Origin of the sequence: Magnetospirillum sp. ME-1 (assembly GCF_002105535.1) — a bacterium.
Lineage (GTDB): Bacteria > Pseudomonadota > Alphaproteobacteria > Rhodospirillales > Magnetospirillaceae > Phaeospirillum.
Genome location: NZ_CP015848.1, coordinates 3669840 through 3687071 on the forward strand (window position 1 = coordinate 3669840; position 17232 = coordinate 3687071).

Genomic DNA, 17232 nt, shown 5'->3' on the forward strand with positions numbered 1-17232 from the left:
CCAAAGATATCAGGCAATGTCGCGATCCCTAAACCCGTACAACCGGCGCCTGTTCAGCGCGGATCAGTTCCGCCCGACTTCCGGCAGAAGAAGGCCGAGGAAAATGGCGCGCGCAACGGCATGCGCCCGTGTCGCGGCGCCAAGTTTCTTCATGGCATTCAAGATATGGAAGTTGACACCGCCAATGGATATTCCGAGATGGCGCGCAATCTCCTTGCTGCTCTTTCCAGAAGCAATGAGTTGTAAGACGTCACGTTCCCGCTCTGTCAGATTACTTTCGCCGCTGGAACCGTCCACTTCTGCACCATATAGTGTCAAAACTTCCAAGAATGCAGAATACTTGTGCCCTAATGGGGCGATCAAGCCAGATATCAAGACCTAGCAATTCAACTAGGGCTAGACCGGGAGGATGAAGGAGGGATTTATGTGTGGACAAATTCTCGCATATGACAAACGTCAAGGTTGCCCTAAGTAATCACTGAGCATTGTTGTGCGGGTTAAATCGGGGTGGTCGGAGATTTCCAGGCTTTCACTCGTTGCCCCCGGGCCGGAGGGGGCTTAGTTCTGGAGTTCGTCGAATTGTAATTGTAAGCCGATGGTCGGCATCAGATACGTGTGGGGATGTGGGGCTCGCCGGGACTACTTGGTCTTCATCTCGTAAACCCCGGTCCAGTCGGCCGGCGGCGGATCGGCGAGATAATGGCGGCAGCGCTCGATGAAGATGGCGGGCACCTTGTCGGCGGGGGCGGCCGCGGCCAGGCGTTCGTAGGCGGCGATGGCATCCGACCAGCGGCGCTCCTGGTAGGCGGCGAAGGCCTCTTCGGTCAGGCGGCAGATCTCCAGGACCTGCGGCGTGGGGGCCAGGTCGGGAAAGCCCTCGCGCATGGCCAGCAGTTCATAGACCATGGCGCCGGCCTTGCGTCCCTTGACCGCCACCAGATCGAGGGGACGGGCCAGGACCGCCGGTCCGGCATCGGTGACCACCGCCTGGCTGACGCAGATCTGGGTGCCGTAGACCTTGTTGACCCCTTCCAGGCGGGACGCCACGTTGACGCCGTCGCCCATGGCCGTGTAGCTCATGCGCCAGGCCGAGCCGATATTGCCGACGATCACCGGGGCGGTATGCAGGCCGATGCGAACGAACATGGTGGGCAGGCCCTGGGCGGCCCATTCGGCGTTCATCAGCGATTGGACCCTTTGGGCCTTCAGCGCCGCGACGCAGCCGCGCAGCGCGTGGTCGTCGCGCCAGACCGGCGCGCCCCAAAAGGCCATCACCGCGTCGCCCACGTATTTGTCGACGGTGCCGTCCTCTTCGGCCACGCACTCGGAAATGGCCGCCAGATGGCGCGAGACGTGGACCAGCAGATCGCCGGCCGCCATGCGTTCGGACAGGCTGGTGAAGTCGGCCACGTCGGTGAACATCACGGTGAGCGTGCGGCTTTGGCCGCCCAACTCGATGGGACGTCCGCTGGCCACCAACTCGCGCACCAGATCGCGGGGCACGAACATGCCGAAGGTCCGGAGCGCCCGTTTCATCATGTTCATCGAGTGGATGAGCTCGTTGACTTCGGCGACGATGGCGTGCAGCGCGATGGGGCCGGCCAGATCGAACTTCTGAATCTTCTGGATCTCGTGGGTCAGCAAGGTCAGCGGCCGGGTGATCCAGCTGGCCAGCAGGGCGACCAGCAGCAATCCGATGACCATGGTGGCAAAGCCGGCGATGATGAGGTCGCGGCTGTTCTCCTTCAGCGTGCCGACGAAATCGTCCTCCAGCACGATGATCACCATCAGCCAGTTCTTGCCCAACTCGGCCGGGAACGGATTGAACGAGCCCAGATGCCGTTGCCCGCCGGAATCGAAGCTGACGTTGCGCGCCTTGTTCTTGCGATAGGCGGCGAAGGCGTCGGAAATGACCTTCTCGCCCAGCTGGTCGGCCTTGACCAGGGAGTATTTCAGCCCGTCCTGGCGCACGGTGCGGGTGGCGTCGGGATGGGCGATCAGCTGTTCCTTCTCGTCGACGATGAAGGCCAGGCCGGAACGCCCCAGGTCCAGCCTTGCCAGGAAGTCGGACATCTGGTTGGTGGAGACGTTGGCGGCCGCCGCGCCGATCACCCTGCCATCGGCGGCGAAGATGGGATAGGCGGCGGTGATGCCGGGCTGGCGGTTGCTGGTGTAGACCAGCAGGTCGCTCCAGATCAGGTCCTTGGTGGCGATGGCGTCCTTGTACCAGGGGCGGGGGCGGGGATCGTAGTTCAGCTCGTTGGAGGTCTCGGTGCCCACCACCTCTCCCGTCGCCGTCACATAGGTCCAGACGTCGGTGTAGGCGCCGGCCTTGCGGTCGACCACACGCAGGGCGAACCGGGCGCCCTCGGGCGGCTTGGCGTCATGGGCGCCGAATTTGGGGGTCCCGGGCGCGATGGGAAAGGCCTGGAGAAAGCGCCCGTCGGCATCGAAGGCCAGGTAGATGCTTTGCAACTGCCGCTGGGTCTCGAGAATGCTCATCATGTAGGGGAACAGACTGCCGTCGCGGGCCTTGGCCTCGTCGATGGCGGCCAGACGCGCGGTGGCCTGGACGCTGGTCTCCACGGGATCGAGCAGGGCCATGGAGCTGGCAATGCCCGAAGCCGACACCCGATCCACGAAGCGGCCCATCAGCTCCAGCACGGAGGTGGAGTTCTTGTGGTAGGCGAAGGTCACCAGGGTGACCACCGTGATGCTCAGCAGCGCGGCGAACGCCGTCAGGATATTGACCTTCAGCGTCAGACCCTTGCCGCGCTTCTTGCGGCGCCGTTCCGCGGCGGCGGCGGCGGCGGCGGCGGCGGCGGCGGCGGCGGCGCCACCGTCCGGCGCGGCACCGGAAGGCGTGCCGGATGGAGCGTCGGGCACGGGGGGCATGGTGTTCATCTGTGCTGGGTCACCGGCAAACTTAAACAAGTTGTGACAATGCTACCTCACTAGGTGGGGCGCGTCACCCGGTATGACCATAGCAAGGCGTCAGAATCAGCCCTGGGCTTGCTCGAGCCAGCCGGCCAACTGATCGGCGGGCATGGGCTTGGCGTAGCGGAATCCCTGGACCTTGATGCAGCCGGCATCCTTGAGGTGCTGCTCCTCGCCCTCGGTTTCGACGCCCTCGGCGACGATGGACATGTCCAGCGCGTCGGCCAAACCCAGGATTGCCGAGACGATGGCGGCATTTTCGCTCTGGTTATTGACGTCGCGCACGAAGGAGCGGTCGACCTTGATGGTCGAAAGCGGCAGCCGCTTCAGGTAGGACAGGCTGGAATAGCCAGTGCCGAAATCGTCCACCGAGACCTGGATGCCGATTTCGCGCAGGCGGGTCAACTGCTCGATGGCGCGCTCGGGCTCGGCCATGACCGTGCTCTCGGTCAGCTCGATCTCGAGCTGGGAGGGCTGGACCCCGTACTGGGCCATCAGGTCCGAGATGCACTCCACCAGGGCGTGGTTGAGGAACTGGCGGCCCGAGACGTTGACCGCCACCTTGATGCCGGAGAGCCCTTCGTCGCGCCAGGCGGCGATCTGGCGGCAGGATTCTTCCAGGACCCACCAGCCGATCATGGAGATCAGGTTGCTTTCCTCGGCCACCGGAATGAACAGGGCGGGCGAAACCTGGCCGCGATCGGGGCTGTTCCAGCGGATCAGCGCCTCGACGCCGCTGGTCTGGCCGGTCTGCAGGTCCACCTGCGGCTGGTAGAACAGCTGGAACTCGCCCCGGACCAGGGCGCGGCGCAGCGCTTCCTCCAGCTTCAGGCGGTCCAGCGCCTCGTCGTTCATGTCGGAATCGTAGAAGCAGAAGGTGTTGCGGCCCTTCTGCTTGGCCCGGTACATGGCGGTGTCGGCGTCCTTCATCAGGGCGTTGAAGTTGTCGCCGTCCTCGGGGTAGAGCGCGATGCCGATGCTGGCGCCCACATGGACCTTGTGCCCGGCCAGTTCCACCGGCTCGTCCAGGGCGGCGGAGATCTTTTCAGCCACCTCGGCCAGCTCGCTGCTGCTCTGGAAATGGGTCAGCACCACCACGAATTCGTCGCCGCCCAGGCGCGCCACCGTGTCCGAACGCCTGAGCGTATGGCGCAGACGGTCGGCCACCACCTTCAGCAACTGGTCGCCGGCCACGTGGCCCAAGCTGTCGTTGACGATCTTGAAGCGGTCGAGGTCGAGGAACATCAGGCCGATGCGGCGGCCCTCGCGCTTGGCCACCTCGATGGCGTGGTGGACGCGGTCCTCCAGCAGCAGGCGGTTGGGCAGGCCGGTCAGGGTGTCGTGGGTCGCCTGGTGGACCAGCAGCTGCTCGGCCTGCTTGCGCTGGGTGATGTTCTCCTTGACCGCCATGTAATGGGTCACGGCGCCGTCGTCGTCGCGGATGGGCGAGATGGTGGCGTATTCCCAGAACAGGCTGCCGTCCTTGGCCCGGTTGCACAGCTCGCCCTGCCAGGTGGTGCCGGTCGACAGGCAATGCCACATGTCGCGATAGAGCGACGCCACCGTATCGCCCGATTTCAGCAGGCGGGGATTGCGGCCCAGCACCTCGTCCTCGGAATAGCCGGACACCAGCACGAAGGCCCGGTTGACGTATTCGATGGCCCCATGGGAATCGGTGATCATTACCGAAACCGGCGCCTGCTCCAGGGCGGTTTCCAGCTTGCGCAGCTGCTGCCGGCGCTGGTGGCTCTGCGTCACATCGCGCGAGAACATGGCCACCCGGTCGAAGCGGCCGGCGGCGTTGGCCACCGGATGCATGTGAACGTCGAACAGGCGGGCGCCGATGGCGTAGTGGCTTTCGACGCTGTCGCCGCGGGCCAGGACGCCTTCGATGGCGTGGCGGATGGGCCCGGCGACGGATTCGGGCAGGTGGTCCCAGACCGGCTGGCCCGGAAGGTCCTCGCCGTTCTTCTCGAAAATGGCGGAGGCTGCTGCGTTGAGGGCCAGGATGGTGCCCTGGGCGTTGAGCAGCACGATGCCGTCGGTGGAGGAATCCAGCATGGCGCGGATCAGCGCCCTTCCATCCAGGATGGCCTGTTCCGCCTGCTTGCGCTTGCTGACGTCGTAGATCCAGGCCAGGTTCACCGCCTCGCCTTCCAGAGTGGCGGGCCGGATGGTCAGCACGGACCAAAAGGACGAGCCGTCGGCACGGAAGAACTTCACGTCGGCATCGACGATCTCGCCCGCGTCCTTCAGCTGGCGCACAACCTCGTGCCGCTGGGCGTCGTCGGCGAACAGGCGCCGGGCCGGATGGCCGATGCACGCCTCGCGCGCCATTCCGGTGATCTCGCAAAAGCGGCGGTTGGCGAACACCACCTTGCCGTCTCTGCGCCGGGACACGGAGACTCCAACCGGGCTCTCATCCAGAATGCCCAGGAAATCAGTGATTTCGGTCGGAAGGGACATGGGGTGCGAAATCTCGGGAGGGATAGGGTTGCGTCAAATCTAACCGCAAAATGACGAAGTGTCACGACGGGGATAGGGTGTTTGCCCCACATCCCTTGAAAGCCTCCGCCGCTTCCGCCACCTTCAGAGTCGGACGCCCGAAGACGGAGGCGCGCATGCGGCGGATCATCCTGGGCCTGGCCCTTCTTCTGCTGGCGGACGGTCCGGGGCGGGCGGCGGACCTGGCTCTGTTCGACGCCCACATCCATTTCAGCCACGACGCCCGCGCCGCCCTTTCCGCCGACGAGGCCGTCGCCCGCCTGCGCCGCGCCGGGGTGACGGGGGCGCTGGTGTCCAGTTCCGACGATGCCGGCACCCAGGCTCTGCTGGCGGCGGCGCCCGATCTGGTGGTGCCGGCGCTCCGGCCCTACCGCAAGCGCGGCGAGCTGACCTCGTGGCTGAGGGATCCCGGCAACATCGCCTATGTGGAGGGCCTGCTGGCCCGTAACCGCTATGTGGCCATCGGCGAGTTCCATGTGGACGGGGCCGACGCCGACCTTCCCAATGTCCGGCGGGTGGTCGACCTGGCGCGGAGCCATGGGCTGTTCCTCATCGCCCATTCCGACGCCGACGCGGTGGAGCGGCTGTTCCGCCACGACGCCGGCGCCCGGGTGCTGTGGGCCCATGCCGGCTTCGAGCGGCCCGAGACGGTGGCCGCCATGATGCGCCGCCACCCGTCCCTGTGGGCCGATCTGTCGTTCCGCTACGAGGTGGCCCGCGACGGCGCGGTGGCGCCCGGCTGGCTGGCGGTGTTTCGCGAATTTCCCGACCGCTTCATGGTCGGCACCGACACCTACACGCCCGAACGCTGGAAGGACGTGGAGGCCCACGCCGCCTGGGCGCGGTCCTGGCTGAAAACCCTGCCGCCCGATCTGGCCGAGGCCATGGCCCACCGTAACGCCGAGCGACTGGTCAGGACATCTCCGGCAGCGTCACGGTGACGGTGGTGCCCCGGCCGGGCTCCGACTGGATGGCGACGGAACCGCCCAGCAGTTCGGCGATGCGCCGGCAGATGGCCAGCCCCAGCCCGACGCCGCGGGCGGGGTCGGCGCGTAGTGGATCGACCCGCTGGAAGGGCTCGAAGATCCGCGACAGCTTGTCGGCGGGAATGCCGCAGCCGGTATCTTCGACGGTGATCCGCGTTTCCCCGGCGTCGCCGTCAAGGCGCACGCTGATGCGCCCCCCGGCCTCGGTGTACTTGATGGCGTTGCCCAGCAGGTTGATGACGATCTGGCGGACGGCGCGGGAATCGGTGACCAGTGGCACCGATTCCGCCATCTCCATCTCGAGGCCGATATCCTTGGCGATGCATTGCGGACGCAACATGCCGGCGCATTCGCGGGCGATGGCGGCCAGATCGCAGGGCGCGACCGAAATGCGGTAGCTGCCCAGTTCGATGCGGCTGATGTCGAGCACCTCGTCGATGATGGACAGCAGGTGGCGGCCGCTGTCGCCGATGGCGGCGATGAACTCGGCGTGGTAGGGCGGCATCGGCCCGGCCATCTCGCTGGTCATGATCTCGGTGTAGCCCAGCACGGCGGTGAGCGGCGTGCGCAGTTCGTGGCTCATATGCGACAGGAAGACGGTCTTGGCGCGGTTGGCGTCCTCGGCGGCCTGCAGGGCGGTGACCAGGGCGTCCTCGGCGGCCTTGCGGGCCGTGATGTCCTCCTTGACCGCCAGGAAGTGCAAGATGGCGCCGTCGGGCGAGCGGATGGGCGAGATGGAGGCCCGTTCCCAGAACAGCTCTCCGCTTTTCCTGCGGTTCTGCATCTCGCCTTCCCAGGTCCCGCCGGCGGAGATGGTCCGCCACAGCTCGGCATAGACGGAATCGGGGGTGAGGCCCGATTTGAGCAGGCGGGGATTGAGGCCGCGCACTTCGTCCAGGGTATAGCCGCAGACCTGGACGAATTTGGGGTTCACGTAATCGATATTGCCGCGGGGATCGGTGATCACCACCGAGACCGGGCTTTGCTCCACGGCGCGCGACAGGGTGCGCAGCGCCTCTTCCGCCCGCTTCGATTCGGTGATGTCGGTATGGGTGGCGACGAAGCCGCCACCGGGCAGGGGATTGCCGATGACCTCCAGCGCCGAGCCGTCGGTCCGCTGGCGCTGGAAGCGGTGCGGCTGGAAGCTGCGGGCCAGGGCCATGCGTTCGGCCACCTGTGCCTCGGGGTCGCCGGGGCCGTAATCGCCCCGCCTGGCGTTGAGGCGCAGGTAGTCTTCCAGGCTGGTGCCGGGAACGGTCATCTCGGGCGGCAGGCGCAGCAGTTCCGCGAAACGCCGGTTGCAGGCCACCAGACGCAGGTCGTCGTCATAGACGCTGACGCCCTGGCTGATGTTTTCCAGGATGGTTTCCAGGGTGCGGGACTTGGCGGACAGCTCGCGGCGGCTGGAATCCAGGTCGGCGGTACGCTCGCGCACCCGCGTTTCCAGTTCCCCATGGGCGGCGGCCAGGGCGCGCTGCGCCCCTTCCCAGCGGCCGGCGATGTGGTGCGCGATGGCGAAGCCGATGGACGACACCACCAGCAGCAGGGCGCCGACCATGGCGGAGATGCGCGTCACCTCGGAGGTGATTTCGTCCACGAAGCTGGAGCGTGGCCGCGCCAGCGCCACCGTCCAGCCGGTATGCAGCCGGACGAAGGAGGCGACGACTTCCTCGTTGCCGGCCGGGGTGAAGTAGTTCCGCACCACCGCGCGGCCCGGGGCGGCGGCGCTGTCCATGAAGGCCTTGGCGGCGGTGGCCAGGGCCTGGTCGGGGGATTCCACCGTCTGGCCGCGTCCCGAGGCGGCGATCACCGTGCCCTGGCGGTCCACCAGCATGCCCATGTCGAAGGGCGGCAGGATGGTGGACGCGAAGATCTCGGTCAGCTTCGGCAGGTGGATGACGCCTCCCAGGTGCAGGATCAGGTTGCCCTGATCGTCCAGGCGGGGCACGTCGATGGCCACCGCCGGGACGCCGTCGGCGCCTACGAAGGCATCGGAAACCGTCGGCCGTCCCGTGCGGGCAGCCTCCTGGAAATAGCTGCGGTCGGCCAGATTGAAGCGCCTGAGCAGCCGCTGAACCGCGAAGGGGTGGCTGAGATAATGGTCGCCGTTGGGCTGGAGCACGAACAGCACGGAAAAGCGCTCGTCCTCCAGCAGGCTGTCCAGGATGCGGCGCTTGGCGGAATCCGCATCGGCGGGAATGCCGTTGAGGCCGCGGTCCACCCGCTCCAGGTCGGGCAGTTCCGCCATGACCGGCAGGCCGGCGACGAAGCGCAGATCGCTGGTCATCTCCTCGATGGAGCGGTCAAAGCCGGCGGCCAGGGCGGCGGCCACCTGGCCCCGCTCGCGTCCCCACTGGGCCACCGCCTGGCGCTCCAGCGCATGGCGCAGATAGCCCACCACCACGATGATCGAGACGAGACAGGTCGCCGCAATCGCCACCGCGATACGGACCCGCAGCCCCAGACGTCCCTCTCCCGCGCTCATCCTGCCGGTTCTATCCGTTTTTGTTGATGTATTCTGGAGGCACTTTCCATGCGGGCGCAAGACAAGTGTATAGTTGTGGGGCGCGCCGACAGGTTCGTGGTGGCTTGCCCGCCACCGCGACCAGTCCTATAGTTCGCGGACCATGACAAACGCCGCCTTTCCGCACCGCCATCTCCTCGGCATCCAGGGCCTGGCCCCGAGCGAGATCACCAGCCTGCTCGACCTGGCCGAGGGCTATGTCGAACAGAACCGCTCGGCCGACAAGCGCAAGAACCTGCTGCGCGGCCGCACCGTCATCAACCTGTTCTACGAGAACTCGACGCGCACGCGCACCAGCTTCGAGCTGGCGGGCAAGCGGTTGGGCGCCGACGTCATCAACATGCAATCGGCGGGTTCGAGCGTGCAGAAGGGCGAGACCCTGATCGACACCGCCATGACGCTCAACGCCATGCACCTGGACGTGCTGGTGGTGCGCCATCCGGATTCGGGCGCGGTCAAGCTTTTGTCGGAAAAGGTCAATTGCGCGGTGATCAACGGCGGCGACGGCAGCCACGAGCACCCGACCCAGGCCCTGCTGGACGCCCTGGCCATCCGGCGGCGGAAAGGCAAGCTGTCGGGGCTGACCGTGGCCATCTGCGGCGACGTGCGCCATTCCCGCGTGGCCCGCTCCAACATCTACCTGCTGAACGCCATGGGCGCCAATGTCCGCCTGATCGGCCCGCGCACCCTGATGCCGACGGCGGCCGACCGCATGGGCGTCGAGGTGTTCCACGACATGCGCAAGGGTCTGGCCGACGTGGACGTGATCATGATGCTGCGCATCCAGAACGAGCGCATGAGCGGCAATTTCATCCCCTCCATCCGCGAGTACTTCCACTTCTTCGGCCTGGACCGCGAGAAGCTTGCCATCGCCAAGCCCGACGCGGTGATCATGCATCCCGGCCCCATGAACCGCGGCGTCGAGATCGATTCCGACGTGGCCGACGACGTGGAGCGCTCGCTGATCCGCGCCCAGGTGGAGATGGGCGTGGCGGTGCGCATGGCCTGCCTCGACATGCTGACCCGCGACCTGACCCGTTCTGGAGGAGCCGCCTGATGGCCGCCCGCAATTCCTCTGGCCTGGTGGCCTATGTCAACGCCCGCCTGCTTGATCCCGCCAGCGGCCTGGATACCAGGGGCGCCCTGCTGACCAACGGCGAGACCATCGCCGACGTGGGGCCCGGCCTGTTCCAGGGCGGCGTGCCGTCCGGCATGGAGGTGGTGGATTGCCATGGCCTGTGCCTGGCCCCCGGCCTGGTGGACATGCGCGTCCAGCTGCGCGAGCCGGGCGAGGAGCATAAGGAAAGCCTGAAATCGGCGGGCGAGGCGGCGGTGGCCGGCGGCGTCACCTCCATGGTCTGCCTGCCCAACACCGATCCGGTGATCGACGACGTGGCCTCGGTGGAGTTCGTGGCGCGCCGCGCCCGCAAGATCGGGCTGGCCAAGGTCTATCCCTACGCCGCCGCCACCAAGAACCTGGAAGGCAAGGAACTGGCCGAGATGGGCATGCTGGCCGAGGCCGGCGCCCTGGCCTTCACCGACGGCGTGCTGGCCGTGCGCGATGCCCAGGTGATGCGCCGGGCGCTATCCTACGCCGCCACTTTCGGCCTGATGATCGTCCAGCACCCGGAAGAGCCGTCGCTGGCCAAGGGCGGCATGATGAACGACGGCGAACTGGCCACCCGCATGGGCCTCGCCGGCATTTCGCCGGCGGCCGAGATCATCATGCTGGAGCGCGACATGCGCCTGGTGGAGGTCACCGGCGGCCGCTACCACGCCGCCCATGTCAGCACCGGCGAGGGCGTCGAGATCATCCGCAAGGCCAAGGCCAAGGGATTGGCCGTCACCTGCGACACCGCCCCGCCCTATTTCGCCCTCAACGAGCTGGCGGTGAAGGATTACCGCACCTTCGCCAAGCTGTCGCCGCCGCTGCGCGCCGAAGCCGACCGTCTGGCCATCGTCGAGGGCTTGAGGGACGGCACCATCGATGCCGTCGCTTCCGACCATTCGCCCCAGGACCAGGATTCCAAGCGGGTGCCCTTCGCCATCGCCGAGTTCGGCGGCGTGGGGCTGGAAACCCTGCTGCCGGTGACGCTGGACCTCGTCCACAACGGCCATATGAGCCTGATCCAGGCACTGAAGCTGGTGACCTGCGCGCCGTCCGCCATCCTGGGCCTGCCCGCCGGGCGGCTGAAGGTGGGGGCGGCGGCCGATCTGGTGCTGTTCGACCCTGATCGCGGCTGGAAGGTCGAGGCCAAGAAGTTCCATTCCAAGTCCAAGAACTCCCCCTTCGACGACCGCCCGGTGCAGGGCAGGGTGATGCGCACCATCGTCGACGGCCGCACGGTGTTCAAGCACGATGCTTGAGCTGGTCGCCGCGGCCATCGGTGGCTACCTGCTGGGCTCCATCCCCTTCGGTCTGGTGCTGACCCGGCTGGCCGGCCTGGGCGACATCCGCCAGATCGGCTCGGGCAATATCGGCGCCACCAACGTGCTGCGCACCGGCCGCAAGGGCCTCGCGCTCGCCACTCTGCTGCTGGACGGCGGCAAGGGGGCCATCGCCGTGGGGCTGGTCTGGGGCCTGCTGGGCCGGGATCTGGTGCCGGTGGCGGGCTTCGCCGCCGTGCTGGGCCACAATTTCCCCGTCTGGCTGGGCTTCAAGGGCGGCAAGGGCGTCGCCACCACCATCGGCACCATGCTGGCCGCCGCCTGGCCGGTGGGGCTGGCCTGCATCGCCACCTGGCTGGTGAGCGCCGCCATCTTCCGCATCTCGTCCCTGTCGGCGCTGATCGCCCTGGCGGCCTCGCCCGGCTTCGCCCTCTATCTCGCCGGACCCGAATACGCCCTGATGGCCGCCGGTCTGGCGGTGATGGGCTTTTACCGCCACAAGGCCAACATCATCCGCCTGATCCGGGGCGAGGAACCCCGAATCGGGGGCAAGAAGAAGGACGCGGGCCAGGGATAAGCCCTACCGCATCGCCGCGTCGAGAAAGCCGAACATCCGCGCCGCCGAATCCTCGGTGGTGCCGTGGTCGTAGCGATACATGACCGCATTGCCCCGGATATCCGTCTTGGAAAATCCGTTCAGCTGGCGGCAATCCCAGCAATGGGTGGCGTCGGGATAGAGATGCCAGTCCACCGGCGCGCCGGCGGCCCTGGCGGAGTCCAGGGCGGGCTGGCAGTCCTTGGCCGGGGTCTCGGTGTCCTCGCCGCCCATCAGCACCAGGAGCGGGGTCGCCACGTCCGGTCCGGCGATGTCGAAGGCCGGGCCGTTGCGCGGCCTGATGGTGAAGCAGCCGGGATACATGGAGACGATCGCCCGAAAGCTCTCGCCGTCGCCCAACGCACCGGCCCACGACGTCCTGGACGCCATCAGGCCGACCATGGCCCCCCATGACCAGCCGGCCAGGCCGACCCGCTTCGCATCCACATAGGGCAGGCTCCGCAGGTGGCGGGCGGCCTGGAAGGCGTCGCGCACCCCACGGGCGAAGACCACGCCGCCCTTCGGCCCCATGCAGACGGTATCCACATTGCGCGGCCCCAGGGCATCGATCAGCAGCACCACATAGCCCTTTTCCACGCCGCGCCGGGCCCAGTCCTGCATGGAGACATTGGGGCGCTTGCTCTGCTGGCCCAGGCCGCCGCACTGGTGGAACAGCACCAAAGCGGGGAAGGGGCCGGGGCCTTCGGGCTTGAAGACCGCCATGCGCGGCGTCCCATCGGCCCCGAGGGCCGAGGCCTCGGCGGGAAAGGTGAGGTCGGGGGCCTGGGCGGCCGCCCCCTGCAATTCACCCGCCGAGGGGATTTCCACGGCGCCCGCGCCGCCGCTCAGGAAAAGCAGCGCGCCGGCGAGGAGGTTTCTCATCATCCTTTATTACCCTTCCGCTCCGTTGTCCTTGCGCATGGAGGCCATGAACTGATGCACCTCGCGGTCCAGGGATTGCGCCTCGGCGGTCAGCCGCCGGGCGATGCCCTGGACGGAATCGGCGCTGGTCCCCGCCGAGGCGGTGGCCGAGGCCAGCTGTCCCAGCACGGAGGAAACCTCCTGGGTGCCGGCCGAGGCTTCCTGCACGTTGCGGGCGATTTCTGCGGTGGCGGCGCCTTGCTCCTCGACGGCGGCCGCGATGGCCCCGGCGATCTCGTTGATGCGGCCGATGGTGGCGGCGATGGCGGCGATGGCGTCCACCGCCTCGCTCGTGCGGGCCTGGACCGCGCCCACCTGGGTGGAGATCTCCTCGGTGGCCTTGGCGGTCTGGGTGGCCAGATGCTTGACCTCATTGGCGACGACGGCAAAACCTTTTCCCGCCTCGCCGGCGCGGGCGGCCTCGATGGTGGCGTTCAAGGCCAGCAGGTTGGTCTGGGCGGCGATGTCGTTGATCAGGGTCACCACCTCGCCGATATGGCCGGCGGCCTCGGCCAGGCCCCGCACCAGGGCGTTGGTCCGCTCGGCCTCGGCCACCGCCTTGCCCGAGGTGTCCGAGGATTCGTGGACCTGGCGGGAAATCTCGTGGATGGAGGCGGACAATTGCTCGGCGGCGGCCGCCACGGTGGCGACGTTGCCGGACGCCTGCTCGGCGGTGGCGGCGGCGGCGTTGGCCTTGGTCCCGGCCTCGCCCACCGCGCCCGAGACGATGTTGGCGGCGCTTTCCATCTCGCCCACCGCCTGGACCACCACGTCGGTGACCCGCTTGATGGAGGATTCGATGTCGTCGGCCAGTTGCAGCCGGGCCTGTTTGCGCTGGGTGCTGGCGGCCTTGTAGCTCTCCTGCTGGGCGGCGCGGGCCTCGGCTGCGCTGGCCGCTTCGTCGCGCAGCACGGCGATGGCGGTCACCAGGGTACCGATCTCGTCGGTGCGGCTGGTCTGTTCCACCTGGGCGGAATAGTCCTGGCGGGCCAGGCGCTGGGTCACGTCGGCCAGATGCCGGATCGGCGTGGCGATGTTGCGGGCCAGCAGCCCGACCAGCCCCAGGGCGATCACCACCACGGCCAGCGCGATGGCCGAGAACTCGATGGCGGCGGCGCGGAACTCCGTATCGATGTCGTCGATATAGACGCCGGTGCCCACCACCCAGTTCCACGGGGCGTGGGCCATGGTCACCGACACCTTGGGAACCGGAACATCCGATCCGGGGCGGGGGAACTTGTAGAATTCCACGCCCTTGCCCGCCTTGGCCCCGGAAATCAGGCCGCGGATGTAGTTCTTGCCGTCGGCATCCTTGCTGTCGATGAAGTTCTTGCCCTCGCGCTCCGGGCGGGTGGGGTGCAGCACGTTGATGCCGTCGTAATCGTAGATGAAGAAATATTCGTCGCCCTGATAGCGCAGCGGGCGCAGCGTCTCGAGGGCCTGGGCCTTGGCGGTGGCCTCGTCGAACTCACCCGCCTTGGCGCGGTCGTGAAAGGATTTGATGGTGCCCCGCGCCACTTCGGCCAGGGCCGTCACCTTGCCGATGCGGTCGTCCAGCATGGATTGCCGCAACTGGCTGAGCGCCACCGCCGACAGAATGACAAAGCCCACCAGCGCCAGTATTGCCGTGGACATCAGCTTAAGTAGAATCCCCGATCCCTTGGCCATGAAAGCCTCCTCTCCCCAATCGGCTTATGTCTGCCGTTTAGGAAAGAGTATTCCTCTTGGGACGTCAGTTCCAGTAATGAACCGTTACGCTACTCAGCCGGGATTGCGCCGGGCGATCATGTTGACCGCCCGCATACTTAGAACGATTTCACTCTTCTGGTTCAAAACCTCGATGAACGAGGTCACCACGCCCCGGTCGGGCTTGGACTTGGAGGCGACGGCGTCCTGAATGGTGACCCGCACCGACAGGGTGTCGCCGGGCCGCACCGGGCGCACCCAGCGCAGTTCGTCCACCCCGGGCGAGGCCAGGCTGGCGCATTTGGTCAGGTAATGGTCGGCGTAAAGCCGCATCATCAGGCCGCAGGTCTGCCAGCCGCTGGCGATCAGTCCGCCGAAGACGGTGTCCCTGGCGGCCACCGGGTCGGTGTGGAAGTCCTGGGGGTCGTAGCGCCTGGCAAAGGCGATGACCTCGTCCTCGTCGACCGTGATGGAGCCGAATTCGTGCACGGCGCCGGGCACGTAATCCTCGAACCAGCGGTCGGTGATGGGGGAGGCGAAGGTCATCGTGGTGTCTCAGCCCTTGCGCTTGGCCTGGTTCTTGGCGCGCAGCAGGGCGCGCTCGTCCTTCAGCTGCTCGGCGATCAGGAAGGCCAGTTCCAGCGACTGGGTGGCGTTGAGGCGGGGGTCGCAGGCGGTCTGGTAGCGGTCGCCCAGATCCTCCTCGGCCACGCCGGTCATGCCGCCCAGGCATTCGGTGACGTCCTGGCCGGTCATCTCGAAATGCACGCCGCCGGCATGGCTGCCCTCGGCCTTGTGCACGGCGAAGAAGGCGCGCACTTCGGCCAGGATGGCGTCGAACGGACGGGTCTTGTAGCCGCCCGCCGCCTTGATGGTGTTGGCGTGCATGGGATCGCACGACCACACCACCTTGCGGCCTTCGCGCTCGACCGCGCGGATCAGGCCGGGCAGGACCTGTTCCACCTTCTCGGCGCCCATGCGGGTGATCACGGTGATGCGGCCCGATTCGTTCTCGGGATTGAGGCGGTCGATCAGGCGCAGCAGGTCGTCGGCGCTCATGCCGGGGCCGGCCTTGAAGCCCAGCGGGTTCTGGACGCCCCTGAGGAATTCCACGTGGCCGGCGTCCAGCTGGCGGGTGCGCTCGCCGATCCACAGCATGTGGGCGGAACAGTCGTACCAGTCGCCGGTGGTGGAATCGATGCGGGTCAGCGCCTGCTCGTAGGGCATCAGCAGGGCTTCGTGGCTGGTGAAGAAATCGGTTTCGCGCAGTTGGGGCGTGGTCTCGCTGGTCATGCCGCAGGCCTCCATGAAGGCCAGGGTCTCGTCCAGGCGGTCGCACAGGTCCTGGTAGCGGGCGGCCTGCAGCGTGCCGGCGACGCAGCCCAGCGTCCACTGGTGCACCTTGTGCAGGTCGGCATAGCCGCCCTGGGCGAAGGCGCGCAGCAGGTTCAGGGTGGCGGCCGACTGGTTGTAGGCGCGGATCATGCGCTCGGGGTCGGGGACGCGGGCTTCGGCGGTGAACTCGCTGCCGTTGACGTTGTCGCCGCGATAGCTGGGCAGGGTCACGCCGTCGATGGTCTCGGTATCGGCCGAGCGGGGCTTGGCGAACTGGCCGGCCATGCGGCCCACCTTGACCACCGGCATGGCGGCGCCATAGGTCAGCACCACCGCCATCTGCAGCAGAACCCGGAAGGTGTCGCGGATGTTGTTGGCGTGGAATTCGGCGAAGCTTTCGGCGCAATCGCCGCCCTGCAGCAGGAAGGCCTTGCCGTCGGCCACGTCGGCCAGCGACGCCTTCAGGCGCCGCGCCTCGCCCGCGAAGACCAGCGGCGGAAAGTTGCGCAAGCGCTCCTCGACCTCGGCCAGCTTGTCGGCGTCGGGATAGGTGGGGACCTGGTGGATCGGCTTCGCGCGCCAGCTTTCCGGCGACCAATTCTCGGACATGGGACTTCAATCTCCTGGCGTTCCGCGCCTTGCGAAACTGAAAAAGCCGTTCTCTATACGACGCTAGCGGCTATATTTCCAGCCCGGACGACGGGATACGGCCATGAAAAATCCGAGGATCGAAATGAGCGGCGCCGCCACCCACTGGCAGAATGTCTGGACCACCAAGCAGCCGGAAGAGGTCTCCTGGCACCAGGATGACCCGGCCCCCTCCCTGGCCATGATCCGGGCGGCCGGCTTGCGCAAGGACGCGGCCATCATCGATGTGGGCGGCGGCGCCTCGGTGCTGGTGGACCGTCTGCTGGACTTGGGCTACGTGCACGTGGCGGTGCTCGACATCGCCGAGGCGGCGTTGCGGATCGCGGCGGAGCGCCTGGGGCCCATGGGCGACGACGTCACCTGGATCGAATCCGGCGTGCTGGACTGGCGGCCGGTGCCCGGCCTGTTCGACCTGTGGCATGACCGCGCGGTGCTGCATTTCCTCGACCAGCCGGCCGATCAGGCCCGCTATGTGGAGGTGATGAAGCGGGCGCTGGGCCCCGAGGCTACGGTGATCCTCGCCACCTTTGCCCCCGACGGGCCGCAAATGTGTTCGGGCCTGCCGGTGTGCCGCCACGATTGCGCCAGCCTGTCGGCGCTGCTGGGGCCGGACTTCCGGCTGGTGGAGGAGATGCGCCAGGACCACCTGACGCCGGGCGGCAAGGTGCAGAAATTCCAGTGGTGCCGGTTCGTCAGGGTTTCGTAAG

Annotated in this window: 13 protein-coding genes; 5 read left to right on the plus strand and 8 right to left on the minus strand. The window is 67.2% G+C overall.

What is annotated here, in order from left to right:
- Positions 1-63: 63 nt before the first annotated feature.
- The 3 genes from WV31_RS17245 to WV31_RS17255 all read right to left on the minus strand — a co-directional run bounded on the left by WV31_RS17245 (position 64) and on the right by WV31_RS17255 (position 5403).
- Positions 64-297, minus strand: a complete 234-nt coding sequence (locus WV31_RS17245) for a helix-turn-helix domain-containing protein (protein WP_145980897.1) — start codon at positions 295-297, stop codon at positions 64-66.
- A 342-nt stretch (positions 298-639) separates the two neighbouring features.
- On the minus strand, positions 640-2904 hold the full coding sequence (locus WV31_RS17250) for a cache domain-containing protein (RefSeq protein ID WP_085374726.1): 2265 nt from the start codon (positions 2902-2904) through the stop codon (positions 640-642).
- A 96-nt stretch (positions 2905-3000) separates the two neighbouring features.
- Positions 3001-5403, minus strand: a complete 2403-nt coding sequence (locus WV31_RS17255; RefSeq protein ID WP_085374727.1) for a sensor domain-containing protein — start codon at positions 5401-5403, stop codon at positions 3001-3003.
- A gap of 155 nt (positions 5404-5558) precedes the next feature.
- On the opposite strand from WV31_RS17255, the gene WV31_RS17260 reads away from it, so the two are divergent.
- Positions 5559-6383, plus strand: coding sequence for an amidohydrolase family protein (locus tag WV31_RS17260; protein ID WP_085374728.1), 825 nt, complete (start codon positions 5559-5561; stop codon positions 6381-6383).
- Here the strand turns inward: WV31_RS17260 and WV31_RS17265 are convergent.
- A complete protein-coding gene (locus WV31_RS17265) occupies positions 6355-8913 on the minus strand; it encodes a PAS-domain containing protein (RefSeq protein ID WP_085374729.1) in 2559 nt (852 codons plus the stop codon). The two genes, WV31_RS17260 and WV31_RS17265, sit on opposite strands and share 29 nt — an antisense overlap.
- A 142-nt stretch (positions 8914-9055) precedes the next feature.
- Between WV31_RS17265 and WV31_RS17270 the strand changes: the two genes are divergently transcribed.
- The 3 genes from WV31_RS17270 to plsY are packed head-to-tail and all read left to right on the plus strand — an operon-like array spanning position 9056 to position 11917.
- On the plus strand, positions 9056-10009 hold the full coding sequence (locus WV31_RS17270; RefSeq protein WP_085374730.1) for an aspartate carbamoyltransferase catalytic subunit: 954 nt from the start codon (positions 9056-9058) through the stop codon (positions 10007-10009).
- Positions 10009-11319, plus strand: a complete 1311-nt coding sequence (locus tag WV31_RS17275) for a dihydroorotase (protein WP_085374731.1) — start codon at positions 10009-10011, stop codon at positions 11317-11319. The genes WV31_RS17270 and WV31_RS17275 overlap by 1 nt, the downstream gene beginning before the upstream one ends.
- Positions 11312-11917 carry a glycerol-3-phosphate 1-O-acyltransferase PlsY gene (gene plsY, locus WV31_RS17280; RefSeq protein ID WP_085374732.1) on the plus strand — a complete coding sequence of 202 codons (606 nt, stop codon included), beginning with the start codon at positions 11312-11314 and terminating at the stop codon, positions 11915-11917. The genes WV31_RS17275 and plsY overlap by 8 nt, the downstream gene beginning before the upstream one ends.
- Positions 11918-11920: 3 nt before the next feature.
- On the opposite strand, the gene WV31_RS17285 is transcribed toward plsY, so the two are convergent.
- From WV31_RS17285 to WV31_RS17300, 4 genes are all read right to left on the minus strand, one after another.
- Complete coding sequence (locus WV31_RS17285) at positions 11921-12820, minus strand: dienelactone hydrolase family protein (protein WP_085374733.1); 900 nt, start codon at positions 12818-12820, stop codon at positions 11921-11923.
- Between the two features lie 6 nt (positions 12821-12826).
- On the minus strand, positions 12827-14524 hold the full coding sequence (locus WV31_RS17290) for a methyl-accepting chemotaxis protein (protein WP_085374734.1): 1698 nt from the start codon (positions 14522-14524) through the stop codon (positions 12827-12829).
- A gap of 93 nt (positions 14525-14617) precedes the next feature.
- The gene (locus tag WV31_RS17295) at positions 14618-15088 is read right to left on the minus strand and encodes a MaoC family dehydratase (protein ID WP_085374735.1); all 471 of its coding nucleotides are present in this window, start codon (positions 15086-15088) and stop codon (positions 14618-14620) included.
- A 9-nt stretch (positions 15089-15097) separates the two neighbouring features.
- Complete coding sequence (locus WV31_RS17300) at positions 15098-16486, minus strand: class II 3-deoxy-7-phosphoheptulonate synthase (protein ID WP_085374736.1); 1389 nt, start codon at positions 16484-16486, stop codon at positions 15098-15100.
- Positions 16487-16589: 103 nt separating this feature from the next.
- On the opposite strand from WV31_RS17300, the gene WV31_RS17305 reads away from it, so the two are divergent.
- Positions 16590-17231 (plus strand): class I SAM-dependent methyltransferase, encoded by a 642-nt coding sequence (locus WV31_RS17305; protein ID WP_206072555.1) that lies wholly within the window; start codon positions 16590-16592, stop codon positions 17229-17231.
- Position 17232 lies beyond the last annotated feature (1 nt).

Excerpts from the sequence above, each read along its gene's own strand:
- plsY (WP_085374732.1), top strand. The coding sequence starts at position 11,312 with ATGCTTGAGCTGGTCGCCGCGGCCATCGGTGGCTACCTGCTGGGCTCC.
- WV31_RS17270 (WP_085374730.1), top strand. The coding sequence starts at position 9,056 with ATGACAAACGCCGCCTTTCCGCACCGCCATCTCCTCGGCATCCAGGGC.
- WV31_RS17255 (WP_085374727.1), bottom strand. The coding sequence starts at position 5,403 with ATGTCCCTTCCGACCGAAATCACTGATTTCCTGGGCATTCTGGATGAG.
- WV31_RS17275 (WP_085374731.1), top strand. The coding sequence starts at position 10,009 with ATGGCCGCCCGCAATTCCTCTGGCCTGGTGGCCTATGTCAACGCCCGC.
- WV31_RS17300 (WP_085374736.1), bottom strand. The coding sequence starts at position 16,486 with ATGTCCGAGAATTGGTCGCCGGAAAGCTGGCGCGCGAAGCCGATCCAC.
- WV31_RS17260 (WP_085374728.1), top strand. The coding sequence starts at position 5,559 with ATGCGGCGGATCATCCTGGGCCTGGCCCTTCTTCTGCTGGCGGACGGT.
- WV31_RS17265 (WP_085374729.1), bottom strand. The coding sequence starts at position 8,913 with ATGAGCGCGGGAGAGGGACGTCTGGGGCTGCGGGTCCGTATCGCGGTG.
- WV31_RS17250 (WP_085374726.1), bottom strand. The coding sequence starts at position 2,904 with ATGAACACCATGCCCCCCGTGCCCGACGCTCCATCCGGCACGCCTTCC.
- WV31_RS17285 (WP_085374733.1), bottom strand. The coding sequence starts at position 12,820 with ATGATGAGAAACCTCCTCGCCGGCGCGCTGCTTTTCCTGAGCGGCGGC.
- WV31_RS17290 (WP_085374734.1), bottom strand. The coding sequence starts at position 14,524 with ATGGCCAAGGGATCGGGGATTCTACTTAAGCTGATGTCCACGGCAATA.
- WV31_RS17305 (WP_206072555.1), top strand. The coding sequence starts at position 16,590 with ATGAAAAATCCGAGGATCGAAATGAGCGGCGCCGCCACCCACTGGCAG.
- WV31_RS17295 (WP_085374735.1), bottom strand. The coding sequence starts at position 15,088 with ATGACCTTCGCCTCCCCCATCACCGACCGCTGGTTCGAGGATTACGTG.